Here is a 14,933-nt window from a genome sequence, read left to right on the forward strand (position 1 = left end):
CCAGCCCGCCCGCTCGGCGGTGGTCAGCCGCGCCGGCGGCGGCGGTGCAGCAGCGTGCGGTCGATGCGGGGGGCCGCGGGGGGCGCGGGCGTCCGGGAGGCGAGGCTGGCTGCCATCGTGCGGACGGTGGGGTGGCGGAACATGTCGACGGAGGTCAGGTGGAGCGCGAGGGCGGCGTTCAGGCGCTTGACCGCCTCCACCAGGAGGAGTGAGTTGCCGCCCGCGTCGAAGAAGTTGTCGTCGACGCCGATGTCGTCGCGGGCGAGGATCGCCCGCCAGACCGAGGCGACGGCCTCCTCGGGGCCGGGCCGGGGGCGGGCGGCCGGGGGCAGGGGCAGCGGAGAGGTGCGCGGCGGGGGCGGCAGGGCTCGGCGGTCGACCTTGCCGTTGCGCGTCAGCGGGATCTCGGCCAGCGGCACGAAGACCGCCGGGATCATGTAGGCGGGGAGGTCGCGCGCGAGGTGGCGCCGCAGGTCCGCGGGGGGCGGAAGCGAGGGTGCGGCGGCGGCCGTGGGCACCAGGTAGGCGACCAGCCGCTTCGTTCCCGCCGTGTCCTCGCGGGCCGTCACCACGGCCCGCCGCACCCCGGGATGCCGCCGCAACACCGCCTCGATCTCGCCGAGTTCGATGCGGAAGCCGTCGATCTTCACCTGGTCGTCGATCCGGCCGAGGTAGTCGAGCCTGCCGTCCGCCAGCCACCGCACGAGGTCGCCCGTGCGGTACAGGCGGCCGGTCCCGCCGAGCCCGTCGGGGACGAACTTCTCCGCGGTCAGCTCGGGCCGCCCGTGGTAGCCGTCGGCCACACCGGCGCCGCCGATGTACAGCTCTCCCGGCACGTACGGCGGAAGTGGCCGCCCGCGCCGGTCCATCACGTAGCAGCGGGTGTTGGCGATGGGCCGGCCCAGGGTGACCCTCTCGCCGGGCCCGACCCGGACGGCCGCCGACCAGACGGTGGTCTCGGTCGGACCGTAGAGATTCCACAACGCCCCGACCCGGCCCAGCAGTTCGCCTGCAAGGTCGGACGGCAGGGCCTCGCCCCCGCACAGGGCGCGCAGCGCCGGGTCGCCGTCCCACCCGGCTGCGACGAGCAGCCGCCAGGTCGCCGGGGTGGCCTGCATCAGCGTCGGCCGCGACCGTTCGAGCCGCGCGCGCAGCGCGAAGCCGTCGGAGGCGGCCTCCTCCGGCACCAGCTCCACGCACCCGCCCGTGACCAGCGGCAGGAACAGCTCAAGGCCCGCGATGTCGAAGCACACGGTGGTGACGGCCAGCAGCCGGTCCTGCTCCGTGCAGCCCGGCTCCGCGGCCATCGAGCGCAGGAAGTTCGCGAGGGCGCGGTGCGCGATGCGTACGCCCTTCGGCCGGCCGGTCGAGCCCGAGGTGTAGATGACGTAGGCGAGGTCGCCGGGCTCGGGCGGCGCGGCCACGGCGAGACCCGCCGGGTCCGGGCCGGACGCCTTCGTGACGTCCAACTCCGGTACGTCCAGCTGCCGCACGGCATCCGGCAGCGGCAGGCCGCCGCCCGTCAGCAGCAGGCGTACGCCCGCGTCCTCCAGCATCGTCCGGACGCGGTCCGGCGGGTAGACGGGGTCCAGCGGTACGTACGCGGCCCCGGCCCGCATGACGCCGAGCAGCGCCGCGACCAGGTCGGCGGAACGGCCGAGGTAGACGCCGACCAGGTCGCCGCGCCCGACACCGGCGGCGGTCATGGCCGCGGCCAACCGCTGTGCTCGGGCGTCGAGTTGGGCGTAGGTGAGCGTCTCGCGGTCCGAGACCACCGCCACGGCGGCGGGCCGCCGCGCCGCCTGCTCGGCGAACAGCGCCGGCAGGCACGCGTCGGGCCCGGGGGCGGTCGCGGTGGCGTTCCACTCCTCCACGACCCGCGCCCGCCGCGCCCCGGACAGCAGCGGCACCTCCGCGACGTCGCCGGGGGCGTCGCACAGCGCCCGGAGGAAGCCCTCGAAGTCCGCGATGAGCGCTTCCGCCGCCTCGGGCCCGACCCGGTCCCCGGCCAGCCACACCCGGCAGCCCCCGGGCTCGACGACAACCCGCGCCACGGTCCCGGTCCCCGGCTCACCCTCCCCTCCGACGCCCACCTCGACGCGCAGCCCCCCGCTCCCGGCCGCGACCGCCGGACAGCGGGCGGCGAGATCGGTCAGATACGAGCCGGCTTCCGCCTCCGCCGTCTTCACCGCGACCTCGGCGCAATACCCGGCGAACGTCCGCCCGGACGCGGGCGCCGGCAGCCGCAGCGGCACGGTGGGCGCGAAGAAGTCGCCTTGCGGCGCGGCCGGCCGATACGCGACGTCGACCTCCGGGTCCTCCGCGGTGCGGGCCCAGAACAACAACGCGGCGGCCAGGACGGCCACTTGCGGCTCGGCCCGACCTGCTTCGGCGAGGGTCGCCGGGGCGGCCAGCACGTACTCCGTCCCGGCCGGTGGGCCGGAGCGCCCCGAAGAGCCACTTTCGGACGGTGACGACGTGCACCCCGCCGACGGCTGGTCGCGCCCCTGAGGGGCACCGCCCGCCGCGGAGGGCGACCCCAGGGGCGCGGGGAACGGCGCGCTCAGCCCATCACCGGGCGGGGGGTCGGAGCGGGCGGGAGTGGTGGCTTGTGTCCAGGGGAGGTCGTACGGGCGGATGTTCGCGAGGCGGTGGGTCCAGCGGGGCTCGGACGGGCGGGTGGACGTCATGCGGGTCACGAGGGTGGACACGGCGGCTGGGGTCGGGAGGGGGAGGAGGGTACCCGGGCGGAGGGCGGGGGGCGGGACGGGGATGCCGTCGGGGGTGCGGAGGTCGGTGATCGTGAGGGACGAGTCCGCGGTGGCGACCGTGAGCCCGGCCGCGTCGGCGGCCAGCAGCGTGCCCGGCGGCGACGGCACGGGAGGCGGCGGCGCAAGGCGGGACGCGCCGACGACGACGTACCCGCCGGGGACGAGGAGCTTGGCCGTGCCGAAGCCGTTGTCCCCCCGGCCCAGCCCCGCCGCGCGGACCAGCGCGTGCAACTGGCGCCCCCGGCGCGTCCAGCGGAGCAGGCCGCCGTCCGGCAGGACGTCGCCGCGGGCGTGGTAGGTGCGCAGCAGCATGTCCTGCGGCTCGGGCCGGGCGCCCCCGGCGGCCAGCAGGTCGGCCAGGTCGGCGAAGGAGTCCATGCCGGCCTGGAAGCAGGCGGTGTTGAGGTCGTAGGCGGTGTCGTCGGGCCCGACCGGGAAGCGGCGTCGGAGCAGGATGTCGCCCTCGTCGGCGCCCGCGGTCATCACGTGCCAGGTCACGCCGTGTTCGGCGGGGGACTCCAGCAGCGCCCAACTCGTGGCGTACACACCGGCGTGCCGCGGCAGGAGCGCGTCGTGGAAGTTGATCGGCAGCCGGCGCGGCAGGTCGAGGAGCCGTTGGGGCACGATCCGCATGTTGGTGATGCTGAAGAGGTAGTCGAACGGCTCCCCGTTCAGCGCGGTTTCGACGCCGTCGAGGCTCGCGATGGCCGGGATGCCGCGCGTCCGGGCCCAGTTCCTCAGGTCCGGGTCGGGGGACACCAGTAGCGAGAGGCGGTGGCCGCGCGCCAGCCACAGGGCGGCGCACTCGGCGAGCAGCGCGTGCTCGCCGGCCATGACGGCGGAAAGCGGCTCACCCGGCATGGTCCGTACCGCCGGCGGCACGGGCGGCGGTCCTGGCGAGGCGGGTGCTGGGCGGCTGGAAGACCAGGGCGACGTTGTGGCCGCCGAAGGCGGAGGACGTCGACAGGGCGGCCCTGACCGGCGCGGTGCGGGCGCCGCCCCTGACGTGGTCGAGGTCGCACTTCGGGTCCGGGTCGTCCAGGTTGTGGGTCGGCGGCAGTGTGCCGCCGGCCAGCGCCAGGACGGTGGCCGCCGCCTCCACCGCGCCGGAGCCGCCGAGCAGGTGCCCGGTGACGCCCTTGGTCGAGCTGACCGCGGGCTGGTCGGGCCCGAACACCTGCTGGATCGCGGCGGCTTCCGCCATGTCGCCGATCTTCGTGCCGGTGCCGTGCGCGTTGACGTAGCCGATGTCGGCGAGGTCGAGCCCGGCACGGGCGATCGCGCTGCGCAGGCAGGCGGCGACGCCGGAGCCGTCCGGGTTGGGCATGATCAGGTGGAAGGCGTCGGTGGTGGAGCCCCAGCCGACCAGGTCGGCGTATCCGGCGGCGCCGCGCGCGTCGGCGAAGTCGGCGCGCTCCACGACCAGCATGCCGCCGCCCTCGCCGAGCACGAAGCCGTTGCGCCGGGAGTCGAAGGGGCGGCTGGCCGCGGTCGGGTCGTCCTCCCAACCGGTGGCCAGCGCACGGGCGTTGCGGAAGCCGGCGATGCCGGTGAGGCCGCCGAGGGTGGCCTCGGTGCCGCCGCACACCACGACGTCGGCGTCACCGGCGGAGATCAGCCGGAAGGCCTCCGCGATGGCGTGCGCGCTCGCCGCGCAGGCGGTGGTGACGGTCGAACTGAAGCCGCGGATACCGTGCTTGAGCGCGATGCGCGCGGTCGCCATGTTCGGCAGGAAGGCCGAGTAGAGGTACGAGCTGACACCGGGGGCGCCGCGCTCGCCGGACGCGCGGGCCTGCCGCTCGAAGGTGATCATGCCGCCGGCGCCGGTGGCGGCGATGACGGCGACCCGGTAGGGGTCCACGTCCTCGCCGATCGTGATGCCCGCGTCGGCGAGCGCCGCGTCCGCCGCGGCGACGGCCATCAGCGTGAAGCGGTCGGCGACGCTGCGGTCGTGCCGCGGCACCAGGGCTGCGGGGTCGAGGTCGGGGGCGATGCCCGCCGAGTCGATGATGCCGTGCGCCACATGGCCTTCCGGGGGGCGTACGAGTCCGGAGCGCGGCTCGCACAGCGCCTCGAAGAATTCCGCCACGTCCGTGCCCAGGGGGGTGACCAGGCCGATGCCGGTCACCACCGCCCGCGGTGCTGTGCTGTTCACTGCCCGGCCGCCTTCCGTTTCAGGCCGCGGGACCGGCGGCCGAGGTGGTGCCCATCCGCTCGACCACCAGCGAGGCGAATTCGTCGAGGGTGAGGTCCGCCATCCCGGGCAGTTCCTCGTCGGCGAACTTCACGCCGAAGTCGTCCTCGATGCGGACCGCGAGTTCCGCGACGGCGAGCGACTCCAGGTCGAGCCCGGCCGGGCCGAGCACCGTGGTGTCCGTCAACTCGCTGACGTCGTAGTCCATCTCGGTCAGGGCCGTCTTGACCGCGTCTCGTATCGTCTCGAACACACCGACTCCTGATTCCTGGCCACCGCGTGCCATGCCTCTACGCAGGTCCCTCACCGGCTGTCACCCTGGCATGGGGTGCGCCCCGAAGGCACGCGGTGGCCGGGTTGCACACGGGGCGGCTGTGCGACCTCGGAGAATCCGAGGTTGCACGGATCTCCCGGTGGCGCCGCCCTTACGCGGGCCCGGCTTTCGCGCCGAGGGCGCGGGCCTGGTCCAGTACGTCCGCGAGCGGCGTGCCGGTGCGGCGGGCCACCGCGGCGGCCTCGTCGTACTCCGGCTGGACCGTGACGATCCGGCCGCCCAGATAGCCCCGCTTCACCCCGACCGTGCTGCCCGCGACGGTCACCTCGACGCGGTCGCGCGGCAGCGAGCGGCGGGCGACCGGGGAGACGCGTACGCCCAGCGTGGTCGTCTGCTCGAAGACCAACCCGCAGACCAGGTCGAGCCGTTCGTCGTCCACGAGGACGCTGAGCAGCTGGGCCGGGCGGCCCTTCCTGGTCAGCGCCGGCACGCACCAGGCGTCGGCGGCGCCAGCCTCCCGAAGGGCGTTCAGCAGGTCGGGCCACACGCGCGGGTCGAGGTCGTCCACGGTGGTGTCCACGCGGTGCAGGGCGGAGGTCGCCCAGCGCGCGGGCTCGCCGGCGCTCTCGCCGAGCACGACGCGCAGCACGTTGGGGTGCGTGCGCGGGTCCGCGGTGCCCGCGCCGACCCCGACGGCTCGCGGCGTCATCGCGGGCGGCGGGCCCCACTCGGTCGCGAGAGCGCACAGCAGGGCGGCGCCGGTGGGTGTGCACAGCTCCATCGCCGCCGGGTGCGCGGCGATCGGGGCGCGGGCGGCGGTGAGCAGCTCCAGTACGGCGGGCCCGGGTATCGGGATCGCCCCGTGCGCCCCCGCGACCGTCCCCGACCCCACCGCGACGGGCCCGACGACCCGCCGCACGCCGGGCCCGAGCAGGCCGAGGCTGTGCAGGGCGGTCGCGCAGCCCACGACGTCGGCGATGGCGTCGAGGGCGCCGACCTCGTGGAAGTGGACGTCCGCCGGGGCGATCCCGTGCACCTTCGCCTCGGCGGCGGCCAGCCGCCGGAACACCGCCTCGGCGAACTCCGCCACCTCCTGCGGCAGTTCCGCCCTGTCGACGACCCCCAGGACGTCCGCCAGCCCCCGCCGGACCTCGGTCTCACCCGTCTCCACGCTCACGTGGACGGCGCGGAACCCATGCCGTCTGACCTCCCGTCGGGTGAGCCCGATCCCTTCGACGTCCAGCTCTCGCAGGGCTGCCTCGACGGCGTCTTCTTCGGCCCCCGCGTCGAGCAACGCGGCCATCACCATGTCCCCGGCGGCCCCGTTCCCGGGATCAACCCACACGACCTTCACCGGCTCCTCCCCCGCTCTGACGTCCGTCCCGCACCGAACAGCCCCTTCCCACCACTGGCGGCGCCCACCCCCACCGAAGCCGCACCGTTCCCCGCGCCCCCGAGACGCGGCCCTGCCGCAGAGGGCACCCCCAAGGGGCGCGAGGAACTGCGCGCGCAACCACCCACCCACCGGGGGCCCGGAACGAACCGAACGGCCCCTCACGGCCGGTAACAACGTGCAGCCCATCGACGGCTAGTCACGCCGTTCCCCGCGCCCCCAAGACGCGGCCCCCGCCGCAGAGGGCACCCCCCTGGGGCGCGAGGAACTGCGCGCGCAACCACCCACGCACCGGGGGCCGAGGGCGGGGGGTGGTGCTCACGCGTCCCCCCGGCGGGACTGGCGGGCGATGCGCGCCGCCGCAACCCCGGCTCCGAAGCCGTTGTCGACGTTCACGGTCAGTACGCCGGGCGCGCAGGTGTTGAGGGTCGCGAGCCAGGCCGTCAGGCCGTCCATGTGCCAGCCGTAGCCGATGCTGGTGGGGACGGCGATGAGGGGGAGGCCGGTGAGGCCGCCGAGGACGGAGGGGAGGGCGGCCTCCATGCCGGCGACGGCGACGATGACGTCGGATGCGGCGATGCGGTCGCGCTGCGCGAGCAGCCGGTGGAGGCCGGCGACGCCGACGTCGACGATCTCGTCGGTGTGGGCGCCGAAGACGTTGACCGTGGTCGCGCACTCCCGCAGCACCGGCAGGTCCGCGGTGCCGGCGCACACGACGGCGACGCTGCCGGAGCGCGGCGCCGGCGGGCCGAGGGTCGCGGTGCGGCCGACGTCGTCCACCGCGACCCCGGGCAGGTCGCGGCGGCACAGCTCGCGGGCCTCGGGCGACAGCCGGGTCGCGAGGACGGGCCGGCCGGCGTGCGCCAGCGACAGCGCGCGCATGGCGCCGACGATCTGCTCGGGGGTCTTGCCCGCGCCGTAGACGACCTCGGGGTCACCCGTGCGGGCGGCGCGGTCGACGTCGAGCCTGGCGTAGCCGAGGTCGACTTCGGGCGACTTCTGATCCATCGTGTTCCGACCCTTCCTTCTGACCGGCCTGACGGCCGGCCTTCCGACTCCCCGGAGGTGGCGCACGTGGCGGCGTTCGATTCGGCGGCGGACGCGGCGCGCGCGCTGCTCGCCGAGACCGCCGCCTACGGCGGCACCGGCGGCACTCTGGTCGCATTCTCCGGTGGCGTCGACTCCAGTGTGGTGGTGGCGGCGGCCGCGCGGGCGCTCGGCACGGGCGGCATGGCGGCGGTGACGGCGGTCTCCCCGGCGCTGCCCGCCGCGGAGTTGGCGGCGGCCCGCCGCTTCTGCGCGGACCTCGGGGTGGTCCACCACCTCGTGGAGACCGGCGAACTCGACGTCGCGGGCTATCGCGACAACGGCACGCAGCGCTGCTTCTTCTGCAAGAGCACCTTGCTGGACGCCGCCCTGGAGGTGGCGGCGCGGCTGGACTTCGGGTGCGTGGCGACGGGCACGAACGCCACCGACGTCGCCGACCGCTTCCGCCCCGGCATCGCGGCGGCGGCCCAGCGGGGGGCGCGTACGCCGCTGGCCGACGCGGGGCTCGACAAGGCGGCGGTACGCGCGGTGGCCCGGTTGTGGTCGCTGCCGACGTGGGACAAGCCGGCGATGGCGTGCCTGTCGAGCCGGATCGCCTACGGCCTGCAGATCACTCCGGGCAGGCTGGCGCGGGTGGAGCGGGCTGAGGTGCTGGTGCGCGCGGCGCTGGGGCAGGGCGCGGACCGTACGGACGTAAGGGTCAGGGACCTGGGCGAGGCGGGGGTGCGGGTCGAGGTCGACCCGGGGGTCGCGGCCGACCGAACGGCCCACCCGCCGCTGGTGGAGGCGGTGCGCCTGGCGGGCTTCGCCGAAGCCCCGGTCAGCGTCGAGGTGTTCAGGTCGGGCTCGATGAACGCCCGCTGAGGGCACCCCGCCCCGCGGCGGCCGCGGACGCCTCGGAGACCGCCGGGGCCTCGGGCGTCGTGCGCACGATGCGGGCGACCGGCAAGCCCCGCCGTGCCGCTGCAGCACCGCGCGCCGCGGCCGGCGTGCCTCACCGCCGAGGTGTTCAGGTCGGCCTCCGTGCACACCCGCCAAAGCCGCCCTGACCTGCGGCAATGCCAACTCCCGTGCGAGCGGCGGGCATTGTGCGCCCCCGAGGGGTGACCTAACCTGAGCCGCGTCGACGGGGCGGCACACTTCCTCACGCATTCCGGGCCGCAGCCGCCTGCTCACCAACTCACGGAATCCGTACGGAGGTTCTGCCGTGGCGCCATCAGTACCGCCGCCGGCAGCGGACCCGGCTGGACCGGGCGGGCATGTGCTGCTCACCGGCGCGACCGGTTTCCTCGGGCAGGCGATGCTGGAGCGGCTGGTCGTCGCGCACCCGGGCGTCCGGGTCACCGTGCTGGCCAGGCGGCGGGGCGACGCCTCGGCCGCCGACCGCCTGGCGGGCCTGGCCCGCAAGCCGGTCTTCCGCACGCTGCGCGAACGTATCGGCTACGCCGGGGTCCAGGCGGCGCTGGCCGAGCGGGTGGACAGCCTGGAGGGCGACCTGGGCAGCGGCATGCCGCCGCTGCCGGGCACGGTGACGACGGTGCTGCACTGCGCCTCCACCGTGTCCTTCGACCCCCCGGTGGACGAGGCCTTCCGGATCAACGTGCAGGGTGCCCGCGACCTCTACGAGGCGGTCCTGGCGTCCGCGAACCGGCCGCATGTGGTGCACGTGTCCACGGCGTACGTCTCGGCGCTGCACCGCGGCACCGTCGCCGAGCGGGCGCTGGACCACGAGGTGGACTGGCGGGCCGAGTTGCGGCACGCGCTGGCCGCGCGGGAGGAGGCCGAGCAGCTGTCGCGTACGGCGGAGGTGCTGCGGCCGCTGCTGGACGCGGCCCGCGCGGAGCACGGCAAGGCGGGGTCCACGGCGACGGCGGCGGCCGCGGAGCGGGCCCGCGGGGACTGGGTGCACGACCGGCTGGTCGCGGCCGGGCGGCTGCGCGGGCAGAGCCTGGGGTGGACGGACGTCTACACCTTCACCAAGGCGCTGGGCGAGCGGGTCGCCGAGGAGTACGCCCGCGAGGCGGGCCTGCGGCTGTCCGTCGTGCGGCCGACGATCGTGCAGGCCGCGCTGGAGCGGCCGTATCCGGGCTGGTTCGAGTCGTACAAGATGATGGACCCGATCACGCTGGCCTACGGCCGCGGGGAGATCCCGGAATTCCCGGTCCACGCCGAGAGCGTGGTCGACATCGTGCCGGTGGACTTCGTCACCTCCGCCGCCCTCGCGGTGGCCGCCGCGCCGCCCCCGCCGGGCGAGCCGGCGTATTTCCACGTGGGCACCGGCGCCCGCAATCCGCTGACGCAGGCGGACTTGCACCGCCATGTGTCGCGCTACTTCACCGAGCACCCGCTGCCCGACGCCGGGCGCGGCCACGTCAAGGTGCCGCCGTGGCGCTTCCCCGGCGCGGCCCGGGTGGAGCGGACGCTGAAGGCCGGGGAGCGGGCGGCGGGCCTGGTCGACCGGGCGCTGCCGCTGCTGCCCGCCACAGCGGGGATCAGGGACCGGGTCGACAGGGCCCGCGCCGACACCCAGCGCACCCGCACCCTGCGCAGGCTGCTCGACCTCTACGGCGGCTACGGCGGGGTGGAGGCGGTCTACGGCGACGGCAATGTCATCGCGCTGCACCGCGCCCGCCCCGCGGGCAGCCCCGGCTTCGACGTGGCCGGGATCTCCTGGCCGCATTATGTGGCCGACGTCTACTGCCCGGCGGTCACGGCGGTGGCCCGGCGCACCGCGGCACCGCGCAGGAAGCGGGCCGCCGCCTCCGACGTGCTGCCGCAGGGGCGGGACATCATGGCGGTCTTCGACCTGGAGGGCACGGTGCTCGCCTCGAACCTGGTCGAGGTCTTCGTGTGGACGCGGCTGGTCGGCGGCCCGCGCTCGTCGTGGGCGGGCGAGATCGCCTCGCTGGCGCTGGCGGTGCCCGGGTATCTGCAGGCCGAGCGGCGCGACCGGGGCGATTTCGTGCGGGCCTTCATGCGGCGCTACGCGGGCTGCTCGGAGGCGGAGTTGCGGGCCGTGGTGCGGCACAGGATCGGGGACGCGCTGCTGCACCGGTCCTTCCCCGAGGCGATCCGCCGCGTCCGGGCGCACCGGGCGGCGGGCCACCGCACGGTGCTGATCACGGGCACCGCCGACCTGTTCGTGCAGCCGCTCGGCCCGCTCTTCGACGAGATCGCCGCCACCCGCCTCCAGGTCCGCGGCGGCGTCCTGACCGGGCGGCTCGAACGGCCCCCGGTGGTGGGCGAGGCGCGGGCGGCGTGGGCGCGGCGCTACGCCGAGACGGCGGGCGTCGACCTGAAGCGGTCCTACGCGTACGGCGACAGCTTCTCCGACAGCGCGCTGCTCGACCTGGTCGGCAACCCGGTCGCGGTCAATCCCGACCACCGGCTGCACCGGCACGCGGCACGGCGGGCCTGGCGGGTCGAGGAGTGGGGCGCGCACACCGGCGGCCGGATCGACGCGGCACTGACCGCGATGTCGGGCCCGGCGGAGGTGCTGCGGTGAGCCAGGCGCTGGAGTTCTACCGCTCGCCGGCCCGCTATCTGGCGGCCCGCGGTATCGCCGCGACGGGGGCGGGCGGGCGGCTCGCCGGTGCGGTGGCGGGGTCCGTGTCGCCGCTGCGGCTGGTGGAGCGGCCCGCGGAGCGGCGGGACGAGCCGGGCTGGGTGCGGCTGCGGCCGCTGCTGTCCGGGATCTGCGGGTCCGATCTGGCGCTGCTCGGCGGCCACTCGTCGCCGTATCTGACGGCGCTGGCCTCGCTGCCGTTCGTGCCGGGGCACGAGATCGTCGCCGAGACGGTGGGGGCCGCGCCCGGTCTGCCCGCGGGCAGCCGGGTGGTGGTGGACCCGGTGCTGCCGTGCGTGGCGCGCGGCACCCGGCCCTGCCCCGAATGCCGGGCGGGGCGGCGGAACCGCTGCGGGCACATCACCACCGGCGCGCTCAAGGCCGGTCTCCAGACGGGTTTCTGCGCGGACACCGGGGGCGGCTGGTCCCGCTCTGTGGTCGCGCACGTCTCCCAACTGCACCGGGTCCCGGACCAGTTGGACGACCGCACCGCGGTCCTGGTGGAGCCGCTGGCCTGCGCGGTCCACTCGGTGCGGCGGGCGGCGATCGCCCCGGGCGCCTCGGTGCTGGTGGTCGGCACGGGCACGGTCGGGCTGCTGACGATCCTGGCCCTGCGGGAGTTCACCGCGGCCGGGCCGGTCTACGCGGTGGCCAAGCACCCGCACCAGCGGGCGCTGGCGGAGGCGCTGGGCGCGACCGAGACCTTCGGGGTGCGGCGGCTGGCCCGGAGCTTGCGGATGCTGACCGGCGGCACCCTCGAACACCCGGACCTGGGGGCGGAGTTCCTGCTCGGCGGGGTCGATGTGGCCTTCGACTGCACGGGCGGCGCGGGCGGCCTGGACACGGCGCTGCGCACGGTACGGGCCGGCGGCACGGTGGTGATGTCGGGGATGCCGTCGGGGTCGGTGGACCTGGCGCCGGTGTGGTTCAGGGAGTTGCACCTGATCGGCTCCTACGCGTCGGCGGGCGGTCCCGAGCGGGCCGAGCCCGCCGAGGGGCAGGCGCCGGACTTCGCCGAGGCCGTACGGCTGGCGGGGCGGGTGGCGCCGCTGGCGGGTTTCGTGGACGCGGTCTACCCGCTGGCCCGCTGGCGCGAGGCGATCGGGCACGCGCTCTCGGCGGGCCGCCTGGGCAGCGTCAAAGTCGCTTTTGATCCGAACCGGAGCTAGGAGCACCACGTGGGCAGACCGGGTTTTGTGCTCGAAGTCGACGAGCGGACACCGGCGTTGCTGGTCAACGAGGGCGAGGCGGCCCGGCTTGAGCGCTTTCCGCTGGGCACCAGGGTGATCTATCCGCCGGACTCGCTGCCCGGCATCAGGGATGTCGGGGGCGCGATCCGGCAGGCCCTGCTGCACCCGCACGGCGAGGACCCGCTGCCTGCGCTGCTGCGCGCGGGGATGCGGCTGACGATCGTCTTCGACGACATCTCGCTGCCGCTGCCGCAGATGCGCGCCCCCGACATGCGGCAGCGGATCATCGAGCAGGTGCTGGAGATGGCGGCGGCCGCGGGTGTGGACGACGTCGAGCTGCTCGCCGCGAACGCGCTGCACCGGCGGATGACCCCGGCGGAGCTGAAGAGGACCGTCGGCGACCGGGTGTTCAGGTCCTTCTTCCCCGGCCACCTCAACAACCACGACGCCGAGGACCGGGCCAATCTGACCGAGGTCGGCACCACCCGGCACGGCGAGGTCGTGGAGATCAACCGGCGGGCCGCCGAGAGCGACCTGATCGTCTACGTCAACATCACGCTGACCGGTATGAGCGGCGGCAGCAAGTCCGTCGCGGTGGGGCTCGCCTCGTACCGCAGCCTGCGGCACCACCACAATGTGCACACGCTGCGGCACTCGCGGTCCTTCAACGACCCGCCGCAGTCGGCGATGCACCACTCCTACGACCGGATGGCCGCCGTACTGGCGGGGCATGTGCGGGTGTTCACGATCGAGTCGACGGTGAACGGCGACTCGTACCCGCCGCAGGTCGGCTTCATGAACAAGCGCGAGTGGGAGTGGTCGGCGGCCGACCAGGCGTCGTATCTGGCCTTCAGGAAGCTCAACGCGATGGCGCCGGCCAAGGTGCGCCGGCAGATGTGGCAGCGCAGTTACGCCCCTTACGGCATCACCGGGGTCCACGCGGGCGCGCCCGCCGAGGTCCACCCGCACACCCTGGCCAACGTGCACCGCCAGCAGCTCACCGAGATCGACGGGCAGAGCGACATCGGGGTGTGGGGCCTGCCCTTCATCTGCCCCTACAACGTCAACTCGATCATGAACCCGATCCTGGTGATGTCGCTGGGCCTCGGCTACTTCTTCAACCTCTACCGCAACAAGCCGATCGTGCGGCAGGGCGGGGTCGGGATCTTCTACCACCCGATGCCGGAGGAATTCCATCCGGTGCACCACCCCAGCTACATCGACTTCTACGAGTCGGTGCTGTCCAGGACGAAGGACCCGGCGCTGATCGAGGAGAAGTACGAGGAGCAGTTCGCCACCGACCCCTGGTACACCCACCTCTACCGCACCAGCCACGCCTACCACGGGGTCCACCCGCTCTACATGTGGTACTGGGGCGCGCACGCCCTCCAGCACCTGGGCGACGTCATCTTCGTCGGCGCCGAGCGCGGCACCGCCTCCCGGCTGGGCTTCCGCACCGCGAGCACGCTGGGCGACGCGCTGGAGATGGCCCGCGAGACGGTCGGATCGAGCCCGTCGATCACCTACCACCACAGCCCGCCGCTGGCCCTGGCGGACGTCCGATGAGGCGCCGCGGGAAGGCGGAGACGAGTGTCGTGGGGTCCCTGCGGCTGCTCGCGCAGGGCAGGGACCTGCGCGGCAGGGCCACCGTGCCGCGGTCGGCGCAGGAGTGGGAGGAGACGCCGGAGCGTACGCGCTTCCCGACCGGGTGGGCCCGCACCCCGGTGGCCGGCGCGGTCCGCTACGGCTTGCAGCGCGGGCTGCTCAAGCCCACCGCCTGGTCGGTGTGCGCCCCCGACGTGGAGGGCCTGGAGCGGCTCGAAGGGCTGCGCGGCCCGGTGGTCTTCGTCGCCAACCACGCCAGCCATCTGGACACCCCGCTGATCCTGGGCTCGCTGCCGCCCAGGTTCGCCCGCAGGATCGCGGTCGGCGCGGCGGCCGACTACTTCTTCGACACCCCCTGGCGTGCCGTGCTGACCGCGCTGGCCATCAACGGCTTCCCCATCGAGCGCAAGGGCTCCCACCGGCTGAAGAGCCTGGCGCCGCAACTCGTGGCGGAGCGCTGGAATCTGCTGCTCTTCCCGGAGGGCACCCGCTCGGAGGACGGCTGGATGAACCGGGTACGGGCCGGCAGCGCGCACCTGTGCTGCGGCTTCGGCATCCCCGCGGTCCCGATCGCGGTCCGCGGCTCCTACGCCGCCATGCCGCGCGGCCGCGGCTGGCCGATCCCGGGCCGCCCGCGGGTGTCCGTACGCTACGGCGACCCGCTGCACCCGGAGGCCGGCGAGAACGCCTGGGACTTCAACTCCCGGCTGTCCACTGCCGTGGCCCGGCTGTGGAACGAGGAGGACCTCGGCTGGTACGCCGCCCTGCGCGACCCGAAGGACGCGGCCGTCGCGCGCCCGGCGGGCCCGCCCGCCGCCGGGTCGTGGCGGCGCAGCTGGGAGGCGGGCCGCCCGCTGCCGAAGTCCCGGCCGCTGGGCGGCGACGACGAGTAAG

Annotated in this window: 10 protein-coding genes; 5 read left to right on the top strand and 5 right to left on the bottom strand. The window is 75.1% G+C overall.

Annotated features, from left to right (window positions below; genetic code table 11):
- Positions 1 to 23: 23 nt before the first annotated feature.
- The 5 genes from OG900_13235 to larB form a co-directional block, all read right to left on the bottom strand.
- Entirely contained in the window at positions 24 to 3,632 is a 3,609-nt protein-coding gene (locus OG900_13235; GenBank protein ID WUH90964.1) for an amino acid adenylation domain-containing protein, read from the bottom strand.
- Positions 3,622 to 4,926 carry a beta-ketoacyl-[acyl-carrier-protein] synthase family protein gene (locus OG900_13240; protein ID WUH90965.1) on the bottom strand — a complete coding sequence of 435 codons (1,305 nt, stop codon included), beginning with the start codon at positions 4,924 to 4,926 and terminating at the stop codon, positions 3,622 to 3,624. The genes OG900_13235 and OG900_13240 overlap by 11 nt, the downstream gene beginning before the upstream one ends.
- Before the next feature lie 19 nt (positions 4,927 to 4,945).
- Positions 4,946 to 5,218: an acyl carrier protein gene (locus OG900_13245; GenBank protein WUH90966.1), complete on the bottom strand. Its 273-nt coding sequence runs from the start codon at positions 5,216 to 5,218 to the stop codon at positions 4,946 to 4,948.
- Positions 5,219 to 5,390: 172 nt separating this feature from the next.
- Positions 5,391 to 6,593: a nickel pincer cofactor biosynthesis protein LarC gene (gene larC, locus OG900_13250; protein WUH90967.1), complete on the bottom strand. Its 1,203-nt coding sequence runs from the start codon at positions 6,591 to 6,593 to the stop codon at positions 5,391 to 5,393.
- A gap of 357 nt (positions 6,594 to 6,950) precedes the next feature.
- The gene (gene larB / locus OG900_13255; GenBank protein WUH90968.1) at positions 6,951 to 7,640 is read right to left on the bottom strand and encodes a nickel pincer cofactor biosynthesis protein LarB; all 690 of its coding nucleotides are present in this window, start codon (positions 7,638 to 7,640) and stop codon (positions 6,951 to 6,953) included.
- Between the two features lie 66 nt (positions 7,641 to 7,706).
- Between larB and OG900_13260 the strand changes: the two genes are divergently transcribed.
- The 5 genes from OG900_13260 (at position 7,707) to OG900_13280 (ending at position 14,932) form a co-directional block, all read left to right on the top strand.
- Positions 7,707 to 8,543: an asparagine synthase-related protein gene (locus OG900_13260; protein WUH90969.1), complete on the top strand. Its 837-nt coding sequence runs from the start codon at positions 7,707 to 7,709 to the stop codon at positions 8,541 to 8,543.
- Between the two features lie 343 nt (positions 8,544 to 8,886).
- Entirely contained in the window at positions 8,887 to 11,184 is a 2,298-nt protein-coding gene (locus OG900_13265) for an HAD-IB family hydrolase (GenBank protein WUH90970.1), read from the top strand.
- Complete coding sequence (locus tag OG900_13270; GenBank protein WUH90971.1) at positions 11,181 to 12,413, top strand: zinc-binding dehydrogenase; 1,233 nt, start codon at positions 11,181 to 11,183, stop codon at positions 12,411 to 12,413. Before OG900_13265 ends, OG900_13270 begins: the two co-directional genes overlap by 4 nt.
- A gap of 9 nt (positions 12,414 to 12,422) precedes the next feature.
- A complete protein-coding gene (locus tag OG900_13275) occupies positions 12,423 to 14,000 on the top strand; it encodes a nickel-dependent lactate racemase (GenBank protein ID WUH90972.1) in 1,578 nt (525 codons plus the stop codon).
- Positions 13,997 to 14,932, top strand: coding sequence for a 1-acyl-sn-glycerol-3-phosphate acyltransferase (locus OG900_13280; GenBank protein ID WUH90973.1), 936 nt, complete (start codon positions 13,997 to 13,999; stop codon positions 14,930 to 14,932). The genes OG900_13275 and OG900_13280 overlap by 4 nt, the downstream gene beginning before the upstream one ends.
- Position 14,933 lies beyond the last annotated feature (1 nt).

The sequence above is a fragment of the Streptomyces sp. NBC_00433 genome, assembly GCA_036015235.1.
In the GTDB taxonomy this organism is placed as follows: domain Bacteria; phylum Actinomycetota; class Actinomycetes; order Streptomycetales; family Streptomycetaceae; genus Actinacidiphila.